The sequence below is a fragment of the Nocardioides eburneus genome (assembly GCF_040838215.1).
Taxonomy (GTDB): domain Bacteria; phylum Actinomycetota; class Actinomycetes; order Propionibacteriales; family Nocardioidaceae; genus Nocardioides; species Nocardioides eburneus.
Map to the genome: position 1 here is coordinate 49,118 of NZ_JBFPJR010000023.1, position 16,121 is coordinate 65,238.

14 protein-coding genes, 1 tRNA gene and 2 pseudogenes are annotated in these 16,121 nt (G+C 69.4%); 7 read left to right on the forward strand and 10 right to left on the reverse strand.

Annotated features, from left to right (window positions below; all coding sequences use genetic code 11):
- Window positions 1–26: 26 nt before the first annotated feature.
- The 3 genes from AB3X52_RS13440 to AB3X52_RS13450 form a co-directional block, all read right to left on the reverse strand.
- On the reverse strand, window positions 27–1,814 hold the full coding sequence (locus tag AB3X52_RS13440) for an ABC transporter permease (RefSeq protein WP_367994600.1): 1,788 nt from the start codon (window positions 1,812–1,814) through the stop codon (window positions 27–29).
- Entirely contained in the window at window positions 1,811–2,923 is a 1,113-nt protein-coding gene (locus AB3X52_RS13445; protein ID WP_367994601.1) for an ABC transporter substrate-binding protein, read from the reverse strand. The genes AB3X52_RS13440 and AB3X52_RS13445 overlap by 4 nt, the downstream gene beginning before the upstream one ends.
- A 143-nt stretch (window positions 2,924–3,066) precedes the next feature.
- Complete coding sequence (locus AB3X52_RS13450; protein WP_367994602.1) at window positions 3,067–3,879, reverse strand: IclR family transcriptional regulator; 813 nt, start codon at window positions 3,877–3,879, stop codon at window positions 3,067–3,069.
- Window positions 3,880–3,995: 116 nt separating this feature from the next.
- Between AB3X52_RS13450 and AB3X52_RS13455 the strand changes: the two genes are divergently transcribed.
- From AB3X52_RS13455 to AB3X52_RS13465, 3 genes are read left to right on the forward strand one after another with little or no spacing between them, the layout of a single operon-like run.
- Window positions 3,996–5,045 (forward strand): Ldh family oxidoreductase, encoded by a 1,050-nt coding sequence (locus tag AB3X52_RS13455; RefSeq protein ID WP_367994603.1) that lies wholly within the window; start codon window positions 3,996–3,998, stop codon window positions 5,043–5,045.
- Window positions 5,038–6,267, forward strand: coding sequence for an iron-containing alcohol dehydrogenase (locus tag AB3X52_RS13460; RefSeq protein ID WP_367994604.1), 1,230 nt, complete (start codon window positions 5,038–5,040; stop codon window positions 6,265–6,267). The genes AB3X52_RS13455 and AB3X52_RS13460 overlap by 8 nt, the downstream gene beginning before the upstream one ends.
- 37 nt (window positions 6,268–6,304) lie before the next feature.
- Complete coding sequence (locus tag AB3X52_RS13465) at window positions 6,305–7,732, forward strand: NAD-dependent succinate-semialdehyde dehydrogenase (protein WP_367994605.1); 1,428 nt, start codon at window positions 6,305–6,307, stop codon at window positions 7,730–7,732.
- A gap of 23 nt (window positions 7,733–7,755) precedes the next feature.
- On the opposite strand, the pseudogene AB3X52_RS13470 reads toward AB3X52_RS13465, so the two are convergent.
- A pseudogene (locus AB3X52_RS13470) lies at window positions 7,756–8,034 on the reverse strand (hypothetical protein); the annotation flags it as partial.
- A 100-nt stretch (window positions 8,035–8,134) separates the two neighbouring features.
- Here AB3X52_RS13470 and AB3X52_RS13475 point away from each other — a divergent pair.
- Window positions 8,135–8,557, forward strand: coding sequence for an alpha/beta fold hydrolase (locus AB3X52_RS13475; protein WP_367994606.1), 423 nt, complete (start codon window positions 8,135–8,137; stop codon window positions 8,555–8,557).
- Window positions 8,558–9,779: 1,222 nt separating this feature from the next.
- Here AB3X52_RS13475 and AB3X52_RS13480 read toward each other — a convergent pair.
- From AB3X52_RS13480 to AB3X52_RS13505, 6 genes and pseudogenes are all read right to left on the reverse strand, one after another.
- Window positions 9,780–10,547, reverse strand: coding sequence for an FtsK/SpoIIIE domain-containing protein (locus AB3X52_RS13480; protein ID WP_367994607.1), 768 nt, complete (start codon window positions 10,545–10,547; stop codon window positions 9,780–9,782).
- Window positions 10,435–10,692 (reverse strand): hypothetical protein, encoded by a 258-nt coding sequence (locus tag AB3X52_RS13485; protein WP_367994614.1) that lies wholly within the window; start codon window positions 10,690–10,692, stop codon window positions 10,435–10,437. The genes AB3X52_RS13480 and AB3X52_RS13485 overlap by 113 nt, the downstream gene beginning before the upstream one ends.
- Window positions 10,693–10,744: 52 nt before the next feature.
- Window positions 10,745–11,377, reverse strand: a pseudogene (locus tag AB3X52_RS13490) (FtsK/SpoIIIE domain-containing protein); the annotation flags it as partial.
- A gap of 375 nt (window positions 11,378–11,752) precedes the next feature.
- Window positions 11,753–13,042, reverse strand: a complete 1,290-nt coding sequence (locus AB3X52_RS13495; RefSeq protein WP_367994608.1) for a site-specific integrase — start codon at window positions 13,040–13,042, stop codon at window positions 11,753–11,755.
- A gap of 156 nt (window positions 13,043–13,198) precedes the next feature.
- Window positions 13,199–13,816, reverse strand: coding sequence for a hypothetical protein (locus AB3X52_RS13500; RefSeq protein ID WP_367994609.1), 618 nt, complete (start codon window positions 13,814–13,816; stop codon window positions 13,199–13,201).
- A 461-nt stretch (window positions 13,817–14,277) separates the two neighbouring features.
- A tRNA-Leu gene (locus tag AB3X52_RS13505) sits at window positions 14,278–14,361 on the reverse strand.
- A 225-nt stretch (window positions 14,362–14,586) separates the two neighbouring features.
- On the opposite strand from AB3X52_RS13505, the gene AB3X52_RS13510 reads away from it, so the two are divergent.
- From AB3X52_RS13510 to AB3X52_RS13520, 3 genes are all read left to right on the forward strand, one after another.
- Window positions 14,587–15,297, forward strand: a complete 711-nt coding sequence (locus tag AB3X52_RS13510; protein ID WP_367994610.1) for an FHA domain-containing protein — start codon at window positions 14,587–14,589, stop codon at window positions 15,295–15,297.
- A 79-nt stretch (window positions 15,298–15,376) separates the two neighbouring features.
- Window positions 15,377–15,853 (forward strand): FHA domain-containing protein FhaB/FipA, encoded by a 477-nt coding sequence (locus AB3X52_RS13515; protein WP_367994611.1) that lies wholly within the window; start codon window positions 15,377–15,379, stop codon window positions 15,851–15,853.
- Window positions 15,850–16,121: PP2C family protein-serine/threonine phosphatase (locus AB3X52_RS13520; RefSeq protein ID WP_367994612.1), on the forward strand; the 272-nt coding region annotated here is incomplete at its 3' end. The genes AB3X52_RS13515 and AB3X52_RS13520, both read left to right, overlap by 4 nt.

A 16,121-nucleotide genomic window follows, 5' to 3' on the forward strand; every position in this document is an offset into this window, starting at 1 on the left:
TGCTTTCTGTTGCTGCGTGGATGGGACTAGAGGTTGGAGGAGTCGAGCCGCACGCGGAGGACGAACCTCGCGATCAGCACGCCCGCGAGCATCACGAGCGTGAGCACGAGCCCGACCACGGCCGCCTCGCGCAGCGACCCGGCCTGGACGTAGTCCCAGGCCAGGACGGAGAGCGGGCGGGAGTTCGGCCCGGCGATCACGACGGTCTCGTTGACCTCGCGCATCGAGAAGACGAAGAGCAGGATCCAGGCCGACAGCAGCGACGGCCGCACCAGCGGGAAGCTGACCGTCCTGATGACCCGGAACTTCCCGGCGCCGGACATCCGGCCGGCCTCCTCGAGCGACCGGTCGATCTGCATCAGGCCGGTGGTGGCGAAGCGGGACGCGTGCGGCATGTAGACGCCGACGAGCGCGATGACCAGGAGGGTGAGCGTCGCGTACATCGGCGTGCGAACGTAGAGCCACACGATCCCCGTGGCGAAGACGATGCCCGGGACCGCGATGGGGAACGTCGAGACGTAGTCGACGACCGCCCCGAGCCGACCGCGTTCACGGACGACGACGTAGGCGACCGCGAGGCCGAGCACGACCGCGATCGTCGGGACCAGAACGCCGAGCCAGAGCGAGTTCTCGAACGAGTGCACGACGTCGGGCGTGGTCGCCACCGACACGAAGTTGTCGAGCCCGAGCGACATCTTGCGGAAGTCGGTGATGGAGTACGGCGTCAGCGACATCAGCGCGAGCGCGGCGTACGGCAGCACGGTGGCGAGCAGCCCGTAGAGGCCGAACGCGCCCATCACGGGCCACTTCTTCCAGCCCAGCCTGACGAGTCGCGGCCGGGTCCCGCGCGCGCCGATGGTGACGTAGCGCTGGCCGTTGCGGATCGAGCGCCGGTAGAAGTAGATGCCGGCGAGGGTGAACCAGAACATTAGCGTGCCGATGGCGGCGCCGACGGGCGGGTTGCTCGGGAAGACCGTCATCGAGCGGTAGACGCCGACCGCGAGCGGTGAGAACGAGTTGAAGTTCAGCACCTGCGGCACCGCGAAGACACCGGTGGCGAGGACGGCGACGAAGAAGAACGCGGCGGCCAGCGACGGCCTGACGACCGGGAGCGTCACCTTGAGCGCCGTGGCGATGACGCCGCGGCCGTTCATGTAGGACGCCTCCTCGAGCGAGGGGTCCACGTTCTTCAGCGCGGCCGAGACCAGCAGGTAGGCGTAGGGCACGTAGTAGAGCAGCAGCACGAACGTCAGCCCCGGGATCGAGGTGATGTTCACGAACGTGCGGTCGGTGTGCAGCATCCAGCGCAGGTTGACGTTGATCATCCCGGAGTGGGGTGCGGCCAGCATCGACCAGGCGACGGCGCCGACGAACGGCGACATGAAGAGCGGGATGATCACGCCGAGCTCGAGCAGCCCGCGCCAGCGTACGTCGGTCCGCGCGAGCACCCAGGCCGCGACCGCGCCCACGACGACCGAGAGGGCGGCCACCGCGAGGGACATCAGCAGGGTCCCGACCAACGACTTCACGTAGGCCGTGCTCGCGTAGACCTTCTCGATCGCGTCCAGGGAGAAGCCGTTGTTGGGCATGCCCGGCGCCTTGCTCTGGAACGCGCCGAAGAAGACGGTCGCGACCGGCCCGGCGATGAGACCGAGCAGGACGATCAGGACGACGACCGAGAGGGCGCTCGGCCAACGTCGTCCCTGGGCCCCACGGCGGGCGCCGCGCCCACCCCGCGGGCCGCGTGGGGCGGTCCCGGGGGTGGGGTCGGCGAGCGCGGCGGAGGGCTGCGCAGAGGTGATGTCGGTGCTCATCCGGAGTAGCCCAGAGCCTTGTTCCAAGTGTCGTAGTAGTCGCCCGAGGAGCCGGTCGCGTCCAGGAACGTCTTGTCGGTGATGAAGTCGCCCCAGGCCTGCTTGGGCTCGGCGTACCAGGACTCCTTCAGGAACGTGCGACTGTCCTTGGACTGCTTGTTGATCGGCTTCGTCTGGGTGATCTTCGAGTAGAGGTTGTCCGCCTCCGGGGTGGTCGCCCACTCCAGGAAGAGGCGCGCGGCGTAGGGGTGCGGCGCGTTCGATACGACGCCGGCGCCGAAGGCGGAGGTCACCGTCGGGTCGGGGTAGACCCACTGGATCGGCGCGCCCTGGGCGACCGAGGGCGCGGCGAGGCTGTCGGTGATGCCAACGCCGACCGCGATCTCGCCCGAGATGACGTCGTTGATCAGATCCGGCGAGCTCGCGAAGACCGGCTTGTTCGCGGCGATCTTCTTCATCGCGTCCCAGCCGTACTTGGACTTCTGGCTGCCGTCGGTCCACTGGTACCACATGGCTGCGGCCTGCTGCGACGACTGCGGGTAGTTGACGCCGATGCGGCCCTTGAACTTCGGGTCCTGCACGGCCGCCACTGGGTCGCTGCGGACCTCCTGGATCTCGGCGGGCGTGAGCTTCTCGGTGTTGTAGACCACCGTCTGGTTGGAGGTGTTCTGCAGCGGGTAGAAGTAGCCCGCCTCGCCGAGGTCGGCCGGCAGCAGGCCGGCGTCCTTGGGGGTGTACTTCGCCAGCCAGCCCTGGTCGGCGGACTGCTTCAGCGACGCGTAGTCGGTGACGCTGAAGACATCGGCCTGCGCCTGCTTGGCCGACTCCTCCTGCGCGAACCGCTGGAAGAGCTGGCTGCCGGCCAGCCGCAGCACCTGGACCTTGATGCCGTACTTGTCGGTGAAGCCCTGGGTCCACTTCTGCAGCGAGTCCTGGTTGGCGTCGCCGTACAGCGTGATCTGGCCCTCGGACTTCGCCTTCGAGACGAGGTCGGACGGCGCGGTCGCCGGCGCCGAGTCGCTGGCGGAGCCGCCTGATCCGCAGGCGGCCAGCGCGACCAGCGTCGCGGCGGCAAGGCCCACGACGCCGGTCTGTCGAAGAAACCTCACGATAGCTCCCTTGCTATGGCAGATGGCGGCCTCACGGAGGCCGTCGTACCCACGGCGGACGCACGTCGGGCAGCGTCGTCGGCCGGCCGTGCTGAGGCCACCCGAGTTGGTCGGCGCGGCAGCTGTTCGAGCGCAGGAACCATCTAAGAGATGTCAGTCACAGTTGCAACGCGTCGTCCCGCATAGCGGGTCGACGGACTCAACGGCGCACCCAACGCGTGGGACAACGCGTTGGCGGCGGCGTGCACCGCGCCGGAGAAGCGGCGGGCCTGGTCGAGCGAGGTCGCGCCGGTCACCGACAGCGCGCCGATGACCTGGCCCTGCCGCGCGAAGATCGGCGCGCCGACGCAGAACAGCCCCAGCTGGGACTCCTCGATGTCGTACGCCACGCCGCGCGTCCGGATCTCCGGGAGCTCGCGCCGCAGCACCTCGGGCTCGGTGATCGTCGCCGGCGTGAGCCGGACGAGCGGCTCGGACAGCACCCGCTCGATGAACGGCACCGGCGCGTGGGCGAGGATCGCCTTCCCCAGCGCGGTGCAATGCATGGGAAGCCGGCCGCCCACCCGGGAGTGGGGCACGCGGAGGTCGCGCGCGCTGATCTTCTCGAGGTAGATGATCTCGTTGCCCTCGCGCACGGCGAGGTTCGAGGTCAGCTGGGTGATCTGGTTGAGCGAGTGCGCGAACGGGATCGCCAGCTCCCGCAGCCGGGCATGGTCCGGGACCAGGCTGCCGAGCTCGAAGAGCCGCACCCCGAGGCGTACGCCGCCGCGGCCGCGCTCCAGGGCTCCCCACTCGAGCAGATCGGTCACCAGCCGGTGGGTCGTCGACTTCGGGATCTGAGCGCGACGCGCCATCTCGCTGATCGACAGCTCGCTCTCGTCCATCGAGAACAGCTCCAGCAGGGCCAGGCCCCGGCTCAATGACGAAACAGCGTCCTGCTCTGCGGGACGAGGCATCACGCGCTCCTTTGCTCGGGGCCACCATGATCCGCGGCGCGATCCGGTCCGACAAGCCCGAGTCCCCAGCGCCTTCGCACGCGGGCGCCGACCCCGCTGGAAAGACACGAGAAGACGTGACTGCCACCGACGAACTCCGCATCGAACCCACCACCTATCTCGCCGTCGTCACCGAGGTCCTCACCAACCTAGGCGTCACCACCGAGGACGCCGAGATCCAGGCCAGGCTCCTCCTCGAGGGCGATCTGCACGGCCACAGTTCCCACGGCGTACGCCGCCTGGCGGTCCTCGTCGGACGCTTCCGGGCCGGGCTGATCACGACCGGGCTCGGCGTCGGGGTGGACTGGTGCACGCCGACGTTCGCCGCCGTCGACGGCCGCTCCGGCTTCGGTGCCGTCGTCGCCGGAGAGGCCGTCCAGCTCGTGACCGAGCGCGCCGCGTCCACCGGGATGGCCTTCGCGGCCATCCGCAACGCCAACCACGTGGGCATGCTGGCGCCGTACATCGAGCGGATCGCGGGCGGCGGTCAGATCGGGCTCGCCCTGACGACGAGCGAGGCGCTCGTGCACCCGTGGGGAGGCTCGCGGGCGATGGTGGGCACCAACCCGATCGGGATCGCCGTCCCGAGCGCCGCGGAGCCGCTGGTGCTCGACATGTCGACGGCGTCGGTGTCGATGGGCAAGATCCTCGACCACAAGGAGCGGGGCCTGGAGATCCCGCTCGGCTGGGCCGTGGACGCCGCCGGCACCGCGACCACCGACCCGGCGGCGGCGAGCGTCGGCGCGATCTCGCCGTTCGGCGGTCCGAAGGGCTACGCGCTCGGAGTCGCGCTCGAGGCGCTCGTCGCGGCGCTCACCGGCACTGCCCTCGGCACCGCCAAGACCGGCACCCTCGACGTGACGCTCCCCTCGACGAAGGGCGACGTCTTCGTCGCGCTCGACGTCGAGCGGCTCGGCCTCACCGGTTCGCTGGAGCCGCTGGCGGCCTACTTCGACGAGCTTCGCGGCGAGAGCGTCGACCCCACCCGGCCGGTCACCATCCCGGGCGACCGGTCCCGCCAGCTGCGCGCCGAGCTCCTCGAGCACGGCATCCCCCTTCACCCGAAGATGTGGAGCGAGGTCATGGGCCTGCTCCACGAGACCCGCGAGGAGCTCCACCATGCCTGAGTCCACCGCCGCGAGCCCGTTCGGCCTGCTCCGCCTGCCCGGCGAGATCCGCTTCGGCGCCGGGGCTGTCGCCGGGCTCGTTCCGGCCGTGACCGCACTGGGCCGGCGCGTGCTCGCCTGCGCGGACCCGTTCATCGCCGGCACGGACGCGTTCCGGCAGGCGATCGCCGCGCTCGAGGCCGCCGGCGCCGAGGTGCTGGTCGTCTCCGAGTTCGCCTCCGAGCTCCCGTTGCACGAGGTCGAGGCGTGCGCGGCGCGCGCGAACGACTTCGCGCCCGAGGTCGTGCTCGGGTTCGGCGGCGGCAGCTCTCTCGATCTGGCGAAGCTGCTCGCGCTGCTGGTCCGCCACCCCGGCCCCGTGTCGCAGTACTACGGCGAGAACCAGGTGCCCGGGCCCGTCGTACCTCTCGTGGCCGTGCCGACCACGGCCGGCACCGGTTCCGAGGTGACCCCCGTCGCGGTCCTCGCCGATCCCGGTCGCGCGCTCAAGGTCGGCGTCTCCGACCACCACCTGATCCCCCACCTCGCCGTCGTCGACCCCGAGCTCACCGTCGGCGCGCCGGCCGCGGTCACCGCGCACTCCGGCATCGACGCCCTCGTCCATGCCGTCGAGTCGTTCACCGCCCGGCGCCGGTCGGCGGGCTGGACGGCGCCGGCCCGGGTCTTCGTCGGCCGCAACGAGCTCAGCGCGCCCCTCTCTCTCGAGGCCGCGCGCCTGATCCACGGCTCCCTGCGCACGGCCGTCAGCGACGGTGCCGACCTCCCCGCGCGCGAGGCGATGGCCCGCGGCAGCCTCCTCGCCGGGATGGCGTTCGGCACCGGTGGAACCCACCTGTCCCACGCGATCCAATATCCCGTCGGCGCGATGACGAAGACGCCGCACGGCCTCGGAACCGGCCTGCTGCTGCCGTACGTCGTCGCCGCGCTGCGCCCGGTGATCGACCACGAGCTCGCGGAGCTGGCCGCTGCGATGGGTCTGGAGCCCACAGCCGACGCCGCCGTCGACGGCCTGCGCTCGCTGGTGGCCGACATCGGCATCCCGACCACGCTGGCCGACCTCGGCCTCACCGCGGCCGACCTGCCGCGCGTCGTCGACCTGACCCTCGAGGTCGGCCGTCTCGTCGACAACGCGCCGGTCCCCGACGGGGTCGAGGTCAGGGAGCTCGTCACCGAGATCGCCGCGGCCGCCGTCGAGGGCCGCACCCCGCGGCCGCTCGCCTGAGCCGGCCGAAGAGAACCCTGGAGAGACGGAGAAAGACATGGAGATCCTCGCCGACCTGCACATCGGCGGCACGTGGGTGCCCGGGGAGACCGGGGAGCGCTTTCCGGTGATCGACCCGAGCGACAGCTCGGTGATCGCGGAGTTCGCGGTCGCGAGCCGGGCCGACGCCCTACGCGCGGTCGACGTCGCCGCTGCTGCCTTCCCGGCCTGGCGCGACACGTCCCCGCGCGACCGCGCGGAGGTCCTCCGCGCCGCGTTCGAGCTGCTGCGCGAGGAGCGCGAGTGGATGGCCGAGCTGATCATCCGCGAGAACGGCAAGGCGTACGCCGACGCGATCGGTGAGGCCGACTACGCGATCGAGTTCTTCCGCTGGTTCTCCGAGGAGGCGTCTCGGGTCGGCGGCGACTTCCGGCTCGCGCCGAGGGGCGACAAGCGCATCGTCGTTTCCCACGAGCCGATCGGCGTCTCGCTGCTCGTGACCCCGTGGAACTACCCGGCCGCCATGGCCACCCGCAAGCTCGCGCCCGCCCTCGCCGCCGGCTGCACCACAGTGCTGAAGCCGGCCATGGAGACCCCCCTCACGGCGGCGTACGTCGTCGACGCGCTGCAGCGGGCAGGCGTCCCCGACGGGGTGGTCAACCTGGTTACCCCGGTCGAGACCGGCCCGGTCGTGGACGCGATGCTGCACCACCCCGCCGTACGTAAGCTGTCGTTCACCGGGTCGACCGAGGTCGGCCGGATCCTGCTGCGCGAGGCCGCCGACCAGGTCATCAGCACCTCGATGGAGCTCGGCGGCAACGCACCGTTCCTCGTCCTCCCGGGCGCCGACGTCGACGCGGCGGTCGAAGGCGCCATGGTCGCCAAGATGCGCAACGGCGGCTCGGCCTGCACGGCCGCCAACCGGTTCTACGTGCACTCCTCGCTCCACGAGGAGTTCGCCGCCAAGCTCAGCGAGGCAATGGCCGCGGTGAGTGTCGGCTCCGGCCTGGACCGCTCCCACGGTCTCGGCGCGCTGGTGTCGCTGGCCGAGCGCGACAAGGTCGCCTCGCTCGTCTCCACCGCGGTGGAGGAGGGCGCGACCACCCGCACCGGCGGCAAGGGGTCCGACATGGGCGCGTTCTACGACCCGACCGTCCTCGTGGGCGTCGAGCACGGCAGCACCATCACCCGGCACGAGATCTTCGGGCCGGTCGCGGCTTTGATCTCCTACGACGACGTCGACACCGCGGTCGAGTGGGCGAACGCCACCGAGTTCGGTCTCATCGCCTACGTGTACGGCGAGCAGTCGCTCGCCCTCCGCGTCGCCCGCCGGCTCGAGTCGGGGATGGTCGGGATCAACCGAGCGCTCCTCAGCGACCCGGCGGCCCCGTTCGGCGGGGTCAAGCAGAGCGGACTCGGCCGCGAGGGCAGCTCCGAGGGGATCCACGAGTTCCTCGAGACGAAGTACCTCGGCCTCGACGTCTGACGCCTCGCGGCGACCCAGTCGACTCAGGTCCCGGTCCCGCCCCCGCGGGACCGGGCCCGGTCGTCTCGCGGACCAACCGCACGAACGCGGTCTCGAAGCCGGCCCGCTGGGTCGCGGGTGCGCCGGCGAGAGAGCTCCTGCTCCATCGCATCGATCGCCCTGCGGCAGCGGGCGAGCGTCGTACGCCCGGCTCTCGTCAGCGACACGGTCCGGTTGCGGCGGTCGGCGGTGTCCGGGGCGCGCGCGACGAGACCGAGGGCCTCGAGCCGGTCCAGGTTGGCGATCAGCCGTGTCTTGTCGCGCCCGGTCGCGGTTGCGAACTGCGCCTGGGTCGGAGCGTCGCTCGTCCCGAGCGCGCGGGCCGCGCGTCACCCGGCGCTCCTGCGCGAGCCCCTCCGCCCGATGTCGTCCGCCCTCCTTCGCAACACCCTGGGCTTCGGCCGTCTCGTACCCAGCCGGCTGTCGGCCGACGAGAGCCGGCCGTGGATCGCGGCGGCCTACCTGACCGACCCCGGCGTACGACGAGACATCGCCGCCTTCGCGCAGGGCTGGCGAGGCGACGAGCTGGTCGAGGTGGCGCCCCGGTTGCCATCGTACCGACGACCGGTGCTGCTCTGCTCGGCGCCCGAGGACCGGTACTTCCTGATCTCGCTCGGCCGGCGGCGGCTCGAGACCTTCCTGGACGCTCGGTTGGCCGAGATCCCCGAGGAAAAGACATTCCTCGCCCTCGACCAGCCGGACCAGCACCCAAGAGACACAGAAGGCCGGGCCCCAATTCGGGGTCCGGCCTGTCCGGTCGCGCGGACCGGGGTGCTAGCGAGATGAGGCTGCATCGTCGCAACGTGGGCACGGCAGCCAGTGGATGGGTTCTGCAACTCTCGGCCATTGGCTGGCGGCCGGAGCCGTTCGCCCGCGACTCGCCGCTTCCTCATTCTGGTCAGCACCACCGTGGAGGAGGGCTTGGGCTTCCTCAAGGACATGGACTGGACGATCGTGTGCAAGCGCGGAACGGCTAGTCGCGCGGAATCGTGATGGTCGGCGGTATGTGGATAGTTCGTCACCTGACTGACTTGTCCGTCGTCGGGGAGCCCTGGCAAGCAGGTGCAGTTTGGAGTTGTGGAGGTCAGAAGCTTGGCGCTGGATGCAGCGCATGAACCGTCGTCGCAGCCGAGTTGCAGCAGCGCCAACCTGTTGGAGGTGACCCAGATTGGGCCGGCGCCAACTCCTGGTCGAGGTCAACGTGGCCAAGCGGGACCTCTCGTCGGTGCTGGTCAGGTCTAACCCCTAGCGGGAGTCCTCTCGTTCTCTTCCTCGGCGATCGAGCAGATCGTCTCCAGGTAGACCGTCTGCTTCACGGCCTCCTCCTGAATGGCCCAGAGGCGCCTTTCGACCCGCCAGACCGCGAGCGCGATCCCCACGAGCAGGCAAGCGAAAGATAGCCACAGCGGCATGTCAGCACTCCTTCAAGTCATCACCATGGTGGTGGTCAGCGGACCATAACCTCCAGGCCGTGCGCTGGTGGTCGTTTTCGATCAGGTGGGGGACGAGGTAACCCGTCGTGTCGTCGGCGCACACGTGTCGTTGGCGCACAGTCGTCCGCTGCCATCGGCCGGGTCGTCGATGGGCCGGCACGTGCGATGGTGAAGGTCGTCAGTCCACCTGTCGCTGCTCAGGCCAAACAGGACCGAGATCCCCGCGCGACCGCGATCATGCCTCGATGGACGTCGACAACGACCTGAAGACGGTCCGGCGCAAGAACACGGGTCTGCCGCGACTGTGACTGCGATGATCTCTGCCTAGGCGTGCGCTTGCGCACGCGCCTGCCCAGACGGGGTCTTGCCTGTGCTGGCCGCTGTTGCTAATCCGCCGCCCAGTAGTCCCCGCGTCGTCTCTGCTGCCTGCGCATCAGCGTCTCGACTTCCGCAGCCACAACCCGGCCGACGGCGTGACATCACGCAGGTTTCCAGGCCGTGGCAGCCAGCAAAGGCTGTCTGCTCCGGTCGTAGCGAGGATCTCCGGCTGGCCCGTGGTTCGGAATCGGCCCGTCTCAGGGCATCGCGATCTGCACCGGAACAGCGATGCGACCGCGAGCGACGTACAGGGCTCGTCCGGGCGGGAGGAATTGGGGAGCGGTGCTGTGGATGAATCGTCCTTCGGCGCGGTCTCCGGAGTGAAGCAGTGTTGGGGTACCGAGTTCGATGAGGGGCTGGAGGATGGGGTCGAAGATGGCTCTGGCGGCGCCACCCATGCGTCGGGCTACGATGAGGTGGAGGCCGATGTCTCGGGCGTATGGCAGCAGCGGAGCCAGTGGGGACAGCGGGTTGCCGGCCTGGGTGGCAACCAACTCGTAGTCGTCGACCACCACGTACAGCTCCGGTCCTCGCCACCAGTCACGATCGACAAGCCGCTGCCTGGGCAGATCAGCGGGAGGCAGTCTCTTGCTCAGCTCACCGTGGAGCTCTTGGGCCAGTTTGCTGGCGTTCTCGTTGGTGGTGGCGTAGCCGACGACGTGGCTCTCGCTGATGTCATCCATGTGTGCGCGCCGATAGTCGATCGCGGCGATGGCGACCTGGTCGCCGGTGCGGCCGCGTGTGGCCTGTTGGATGAGGAGGCGCAGGGTGGCGCTCTTGCCGCTCTCGTTGTCGCCGAAGACCATCAGGTGTGGATCGGCTCCCTCGAGGTTGAGCACCACGGCGCGGTGGTCACCGGTGATGCCGATCGGCAGTTGGCCGGGCGCCTCGGTAGGGGAGGTCGCGGACGGTGATCTTCTGCGGGAGCTGGCGCACTGGTGGCACCGTGGTGTGTGGGTATGCATCGCGGACGCGCTGGACCGAGATCGCCCACAGGTCGGCGGTCTGTGCGTGCTCGTCGCCGCGGACAAGTTGGGGCAGTGCCACCTGCATCATGAGATGTTCGGTGGTCAACGCCCGTCCGGGAACGGACGGCTTGATCTGTGCCATCAGCTTGCGGTCGATGTTCGAGTCGTAGGAGTCGGCGAGCCCGCAATTCGATGCGTTGCCCGAAGGAGTTCGCGGTCCGGGGACGCAGGTCGTGCGGAGAGTTGGCAGCAACCACGACGTGGACGCCGTAGGAGAGGCCGCGGGAGGCGATCTCGGCCAGCAGGGACTCAGCATCGTCCATCTGCTCACGCATCAGCGACCGGCCGTCGAACAGTACGAACATGTCGCTGGTGTCGACGTCTGCCAGTCCGGGCGTGTTCTGGCTATGTTCGTCGCCGCTGGCGCCCTTCTGCAGGGTCCGGAGTTCAGCCATGTCGCTGACGGAGTGGGCGTGGAGGAGTTGCTCACGTTCGTCGATGGTGCTCAGCGCGTGTCCCAAGACGGCGCGGACTCGCTCGTTGTCCGTGCGCGGAGCCACCGTGCCGACGTGAGGTAGTTGCTCGATGCCTCGTAGGGAGCCGCCGAAGTCGATGGCGTGGACGCTCACCTCTGTCGGCGTGTAGGTCGCAGCCAGTGAGAGCACGAGAGTGCGCAGAAGGGTGGACTTCCCGGTCTGTGGTGAGCCGACGACGAGCAGGTTTCCTTGCCCGGCGCCGAGGTCGATGACGGCGCCGGTTTGTTGTTGGGCTCGTGGGTTGTCCAGGAGGCCGATGAGGGCCGGCAGTCGGCCGCGCTGGGGAGGCATCGGTAGTTGGGCGAGGTCGTAGAGGGTGATTCTCGGTGGCAGCGGCGGGTGCCAGATCAGATGGGAGTCTGCTTCCACCAGTTCCAAGGTGGTGGCCCTTGATGCGGAGGTCTGGTGCAGAGAACCAGCGTGTTCGTCCGCGGCCTAGGCCGGCGCCGAGGGAAGCGCTCTGAGCGGCTCGAGGACAGCCGTGGTGTTGAATAGTCGGATCGGCTCCCCGTCTTCCGCTGTTCGTGCGCGGGGGCGGCGGAAGGGCGCGGACAGGTGCCCGGCCTGGAACCGCTGGTAGTCGCTTGGCCATGCCCATGAGGCCATCGAACCGCCTCGCCGCAGCATCAACAAGGCGTAGGCCTTGCTTATCTTTCTCCGAGCAGGCTAGGCAAGCTCATCGTCGCGGTGGATCCACGGGTGGTCACCTCCGTAGAGGCGCACGACGGTCTGCGCGACCTCCTTGGCACTGGCGCGACCGTAGCGGTCTGTAGTGTCTTCCGGCTCATGGCGGGCGAATCGGATGGCAACGCTCTTGGAAGCTGCGCGCTCGACGAGCGCGATGGCGTGGTGACGCAGGACATGGGCTGTGACCTGTCGCTTGTCGGCCCACTCGTAGGCGGCCTGAAGACGGTCGAAGATGTAGTCCAGGCGCCGGTCGGTGATCGGGATCCAGTCAGCGGACCGGCCGGGCCGGTACCTGAAGACCTTGTCATCGGCGCGGCGCGCGCCCCGGGCGATCGCGAAGTCGCGCAGCTCCTGGACGAACCAGTCAGGCGCCGGCTGGTCAACGACCTTGCCGAACTTCTCGTCGAGGCGGACCGTGCACTCCTCGGTATCGAGCCATCCGAGCTCGAGGTTGGTCAGGCCCTCACGGCGCGCACCGGTGATCATGACGGTCTTGCACAGCATCACGTCGAGCTCGGGGTCGTTCCCGGTGCCGGCGATGAAGGACCAGAAATCCTCCATCCAGACCGCGCGCAGCGGGCGACGCGATCCTTCTAGGCGTGCGGGCTTGTCGACCTCCTGCGAGGGGTCGAAGCCCTTGGCCAGGTGGCGGTCCTTGACGGCGATCTTGTACATGCGTCGCCATGCACCGACAGCGTTGTACTTTGCCCCGGTGGCGGTGGTGTCCCGCTTGACGCGACCGGCTGCCATGCGGCGCAAATTGCGCCACTCGGCACCCAGGAGGGTGCGCTGCTCGATGAAGGTCAGTGCGTACTCGAGTTCCGAGGCGAGCACCTCATGGGCCCAGCGGTCACCAAGACCGGAATAGAGCTTCTCGTCCTCCGGTGAGGTGGCGGGCCAGCCGTCGCAGAGAAAGGTGAGGTAGGTGCCGTAGGTCCGCAGGGTGCTCTCCGACAGCCCGGCCTTGGTCTTCTCGACGAGGTCTCGGATGCGAATCGGGTCGCCAGGCACCATGGCGTGCGCGGCACGATCAGTCGCCGTGCTGGGGCTATAGGCGCCTACCGGGCGGCTTTCGGGTACTGCCGCCGCTCCATGGAGTCCGAGGGTCTGCGGCGTGATCAGTCCAGCGTCGAGAAGAGCCTTGACGGCGTGGAGGGCGCCAGCGACTGCATCACTGAGCTGCCCGTTCTCAGGGGTGACGGCGCTGTTGGTCGTGTCGGCGGGGCCGGCGGTGGTCATGTCGTTGGTGCGTTGCGTATGGGTGGTCATGCTGATCTCCGTTGTTTGGTGGGTGCCGGTCTCGTGTGCGAGCCGGCGGCGACGTTGGGGGACCGTCCGGCCTGTTCGGGGCGGTGCAACTGATCACCACGACTTTCTGAGTTCAATTTCTGCCGGCCCGTGCGTGTCAATCCGCGGCTCGGTTTCTCAGCCGCCGGCCGCGGGGACGAAACGAGCCCGCACCGTCGAGCGCCGCCGCTGAGGGGCTGACACCTCGTCCTCGCCGTCGTCCTCGTTGGACGGCTGCTCCGGGACCAGGGCGCTGAAGTCGCCGGTGAGCATCTGGAGGGCATCCTTCGCGGGGAGTAGCAGCAGCTGGCCGAGTGGCGGCACCGCGATCGCCGCCACCTGGGTCATCGATCCGGCCTCGGGCGTCCCGGCCAGGGTCCCGATGTCGAGCTTCGCCTTCGCGTTCGACGGCAGGGGCAGGCGACCGTCCTTGTCGATGCGGACGATGCTCTGTGTGGGCGTCGTGCGCGCGCCCTTCTCGACGAGGACACCGTCGGGCGTCAAGACAAGGACGAGTGCTGTCGTCCGGTCCCAGCCCAGCTGGTTGGCCAGCGTCTTGATGTTGAGTCGGCCCTGCGAGTCGGTCGCCGGGAAGGCTCCTATTCGCGCGACACCATCACGGCGGGCACGTTGGAGCGAAGTGACTGACGCAAGCGAGCCGGTCTCCGGGCGCCGACCAGCCGCCTCGACGTCCTCGGCGCAACAGGTGTCGCTGTTCAGGTCGCCGGGACGTGGGCTGTCTGGCGCGCGCAGCAAGCTGGCCGGGATGGCCAGCGAGACCCCGCTCGGGCCAGCGGGGCGCTCTGGCCGCTCGAGCCGGTTCACGGGTTGAGAGCGGTTGGGGTCGTTCGGGCGGACGGGCGGGGTGATCCGGCCGACCTGATGACGTCGGCGGAGGTGAGAGTCGAGACCGTGAGGCATGGCCTGATTGGTCCGGGACGTGACCGGGACGTCAGCCCCTGCACACGGCGTCGAAGTCGCGGCTAGGTCCTCCCCGTCTCGGGTGTCGGTGTCAACGCTGGCGCTGCCGTTCGAAGAGACCGCGGGATCCGGGCGCGCGGCGGCGGAGACGGGACCGTCTCCAGCGTGGTGAGCCACGTCAACGAGATGAGCAACCGGTTCTCCGACCGCCGGCGGCGCAGAAATGCCAAAGGCCGGGCCAGCCAGCTCTCGCTGACCGCCCGGCCCTTGAACCAGGGGAATTCCCCTGGTCTCTGTGCGCGAGGGGGGAGTTGAACCCCCACGCCCTTTCGGGCACACGGACCTGAACCGTGCGCGTCTGCCTATTCCGCCACTCGCGCTTGAAGCATGCTGAGGCTATCCCAGCGCGCCGGGGTTCCCCAAACCGGGGCGCACCGGGGGCCCGGGGCACGGCGCGCTGACCAGGCCTCGTCTACGGTCCCCCGATACGATCGCTCGCAGCCCGGTCGAAACAGCCGGGGCCGTCGGCGTGCGAAGACCCTGCAGGAGACAGCCGCCGACACGACAGTGAGCCACGACCGGACAGCAGACGGAGAGGAGATCGCGTGGGTGGGCTGCAGCGGTTCGAGCAGCGCCTGGAGGACTTCATCTCCGGGGCGTTCGCGCGCGCCTTCCGATCGGCGGTGCAGCCGGTCGAGATCGCAGCGGCGCTGCAGCGCGAGGTCGACAACAACGCCCAGATCCTGAGCCGACAGCGGCGACTGGCGCCCAACGACTTCCACGTGGAGCTCTCGCCGGCCGACATGGCCCGGCTGGCGCCGTACGACTCGGCCTTGGCCGACGAACTGCGCGGCCAACTGCAGGACCACGCCGACCAGCAGGGCTTCGTCTTCCCGGGGAAGATCAGCATCGGCTTCGAGGAGAAGAAGGACCTCACCACCGGCCGGTTCCGGATCAAGAGCCGCGCCCAGGCGGCGGTCACCGGGGAGTCGATGTCGGACACCCAGGTACGCCGCGCGCGGGCCTACCTCGAGATCAACGGCACCCGCCACCCCCTGCACGCCTCGTTGGTCGTGGGTCGCGGGACCGACGCCGATCTGCGGATCAACGACCCGGGTGTGAGCCGCCGCCACGTCGAGTTCCGCATGCGCGCCGACGACCGCGGCGGACTCCAGGTCGAGGTCCACGACCTCGGCTCCACCAACGGCATGCTGGTCGACGGTCAGAAGATGGGCAGCGCCCTCCTCGACGACGGCAGCCGCGTCCGCATCGGCACGACGACGATCACCGTGCACGTGGTGGAGGAGTCGCCATGAGCGAGCGCAAGCGAGCGAACATCGAACCCGTCATGCCACCGCGTCCATATCGTCTCTTCCTGCCCACGGAGGCGGCGGCATGAGCCAGTTGACCCTCTTCCTCATCAAGATCGCCTACCTGGCGATCCTGTGGATCTTCGTCCTCGCCGCCATCTCGGTGATCCGCTCCGACCTGTTCGGCGCGCGGGTCCCCGACGCCGCGCGCAACGCGGCCGCGGAGCGCTCGCCGCGCAAGCAGAAGGCCACCAAGGCGCCGAGGCGCGGCGTCCCGACACAGGTCGTGGTCGTCGACGGGCCCAGCGCCGGCACCTCGGTGTCCCTCCAGTCCGCGCCGATCCTCATCGGGCGCGGTGCCGACGCCCAGATCGTGCTCGACGACGACTACGTCTCCACGCGTCATGCGCGGATCGCCGTCTCCGGTGACCAGTGGTTCGTCGAGGACCTCGGCTCGACCAACGGCACCTACATCGGCAGTGTCCGGATCAACCAGCCGACCGCCATCTCGCTCGGCACCCAGGTGCGGATCGGGAAGACACTTCTGGAACTGCGCAAGTGACCGACGAGATGACCCCGACGGCCGCCCCGGCCCTGCGACTCGAGTACGCCGCGATGTCCGACGTCGGGCGGGTCCGCAAGGACAACCAGGACAGCGGGTACGCCGGCCCCTGGCTGCTCACGGTCTGCGACGGCGTGGGTGGGGCTGCCCGCGGTGACATCGCGTCGAGCACGGCGGTCCAGCAACTCCGCCGGCTCGACGAGCCGCCCACCCCCGGCCACACGGAGGAGGACCTCCTCGGCCTGGTCTCGGGGGCGCTCCACCGGGC

Bases quoted from the DNA above. Each gene is read 5' to 3' on its own strand.
- AB3X52_RS13495 (WP_367994608.1), bottom strand. From the start codon at position 13,042: ATGACCACCCATACGCAACGCACCAACGACATGACCACCGCCGGCCCC.
- AB3X52_RS13440 (WP_367994600.1), bottom strand. From the start codon at position 1,814: ATGAGCACCGACATCACCTCTGCGCAGCCCTCCGCCGCGCTCGCCGAC.
- AB3X52_RS13480 (WP_367994607.1), bottom strand. From the start codon at position 10,547: ATGCATACCCACACACCACGGTGCCACCAGTGCGCCAGCTCCCGCAGA.
- AB3X52_RS13460 (WP_367994604.1), top strand. From the start codon at position 5,038: ATGCCTGAGTCCACCGCCGCGAGCCCGTTCGGCCTGCTCCGCCTGCCC.
- AB3X52_RS13465 (WP_367994605.1), top strand. From the start codon at position 6,305: ATGGAGATCCTCGCCGACCTGCACATCGGCGGCACGTGGGTGCCCGGG.
- AB3X52_RS13485 (WP_367994614.1), bottom strand. From the start codon at position 10,692: ATGGCACAGATCAAGCCGTCCGTTCCCGGACGGGCGTTGACCACCGAA.
- AB3X52_RS13515 (WP_367994611.1), top strand. From the start codon at position 15,377: ATGAGCCAGTTGACCCTCTTCCTCATCAAGATCGCCTACCTGGCGATC.
- AB3X52_RS13475 (WP_367994606.1), top strand. From the start codon at position 8,135: ATGTCGTCCGCCCTCCTTCGCAACACCCTGGGCTTCGGCCGTCTCGTA.
- AB3X52_RS13450 (WP_367994602.1), bottom strand. From the start codon at position 3,879: ATGCCTCGTCCCGCAGAGCAGGACGCTGTTTCGTCATTGAGCCGGGGC.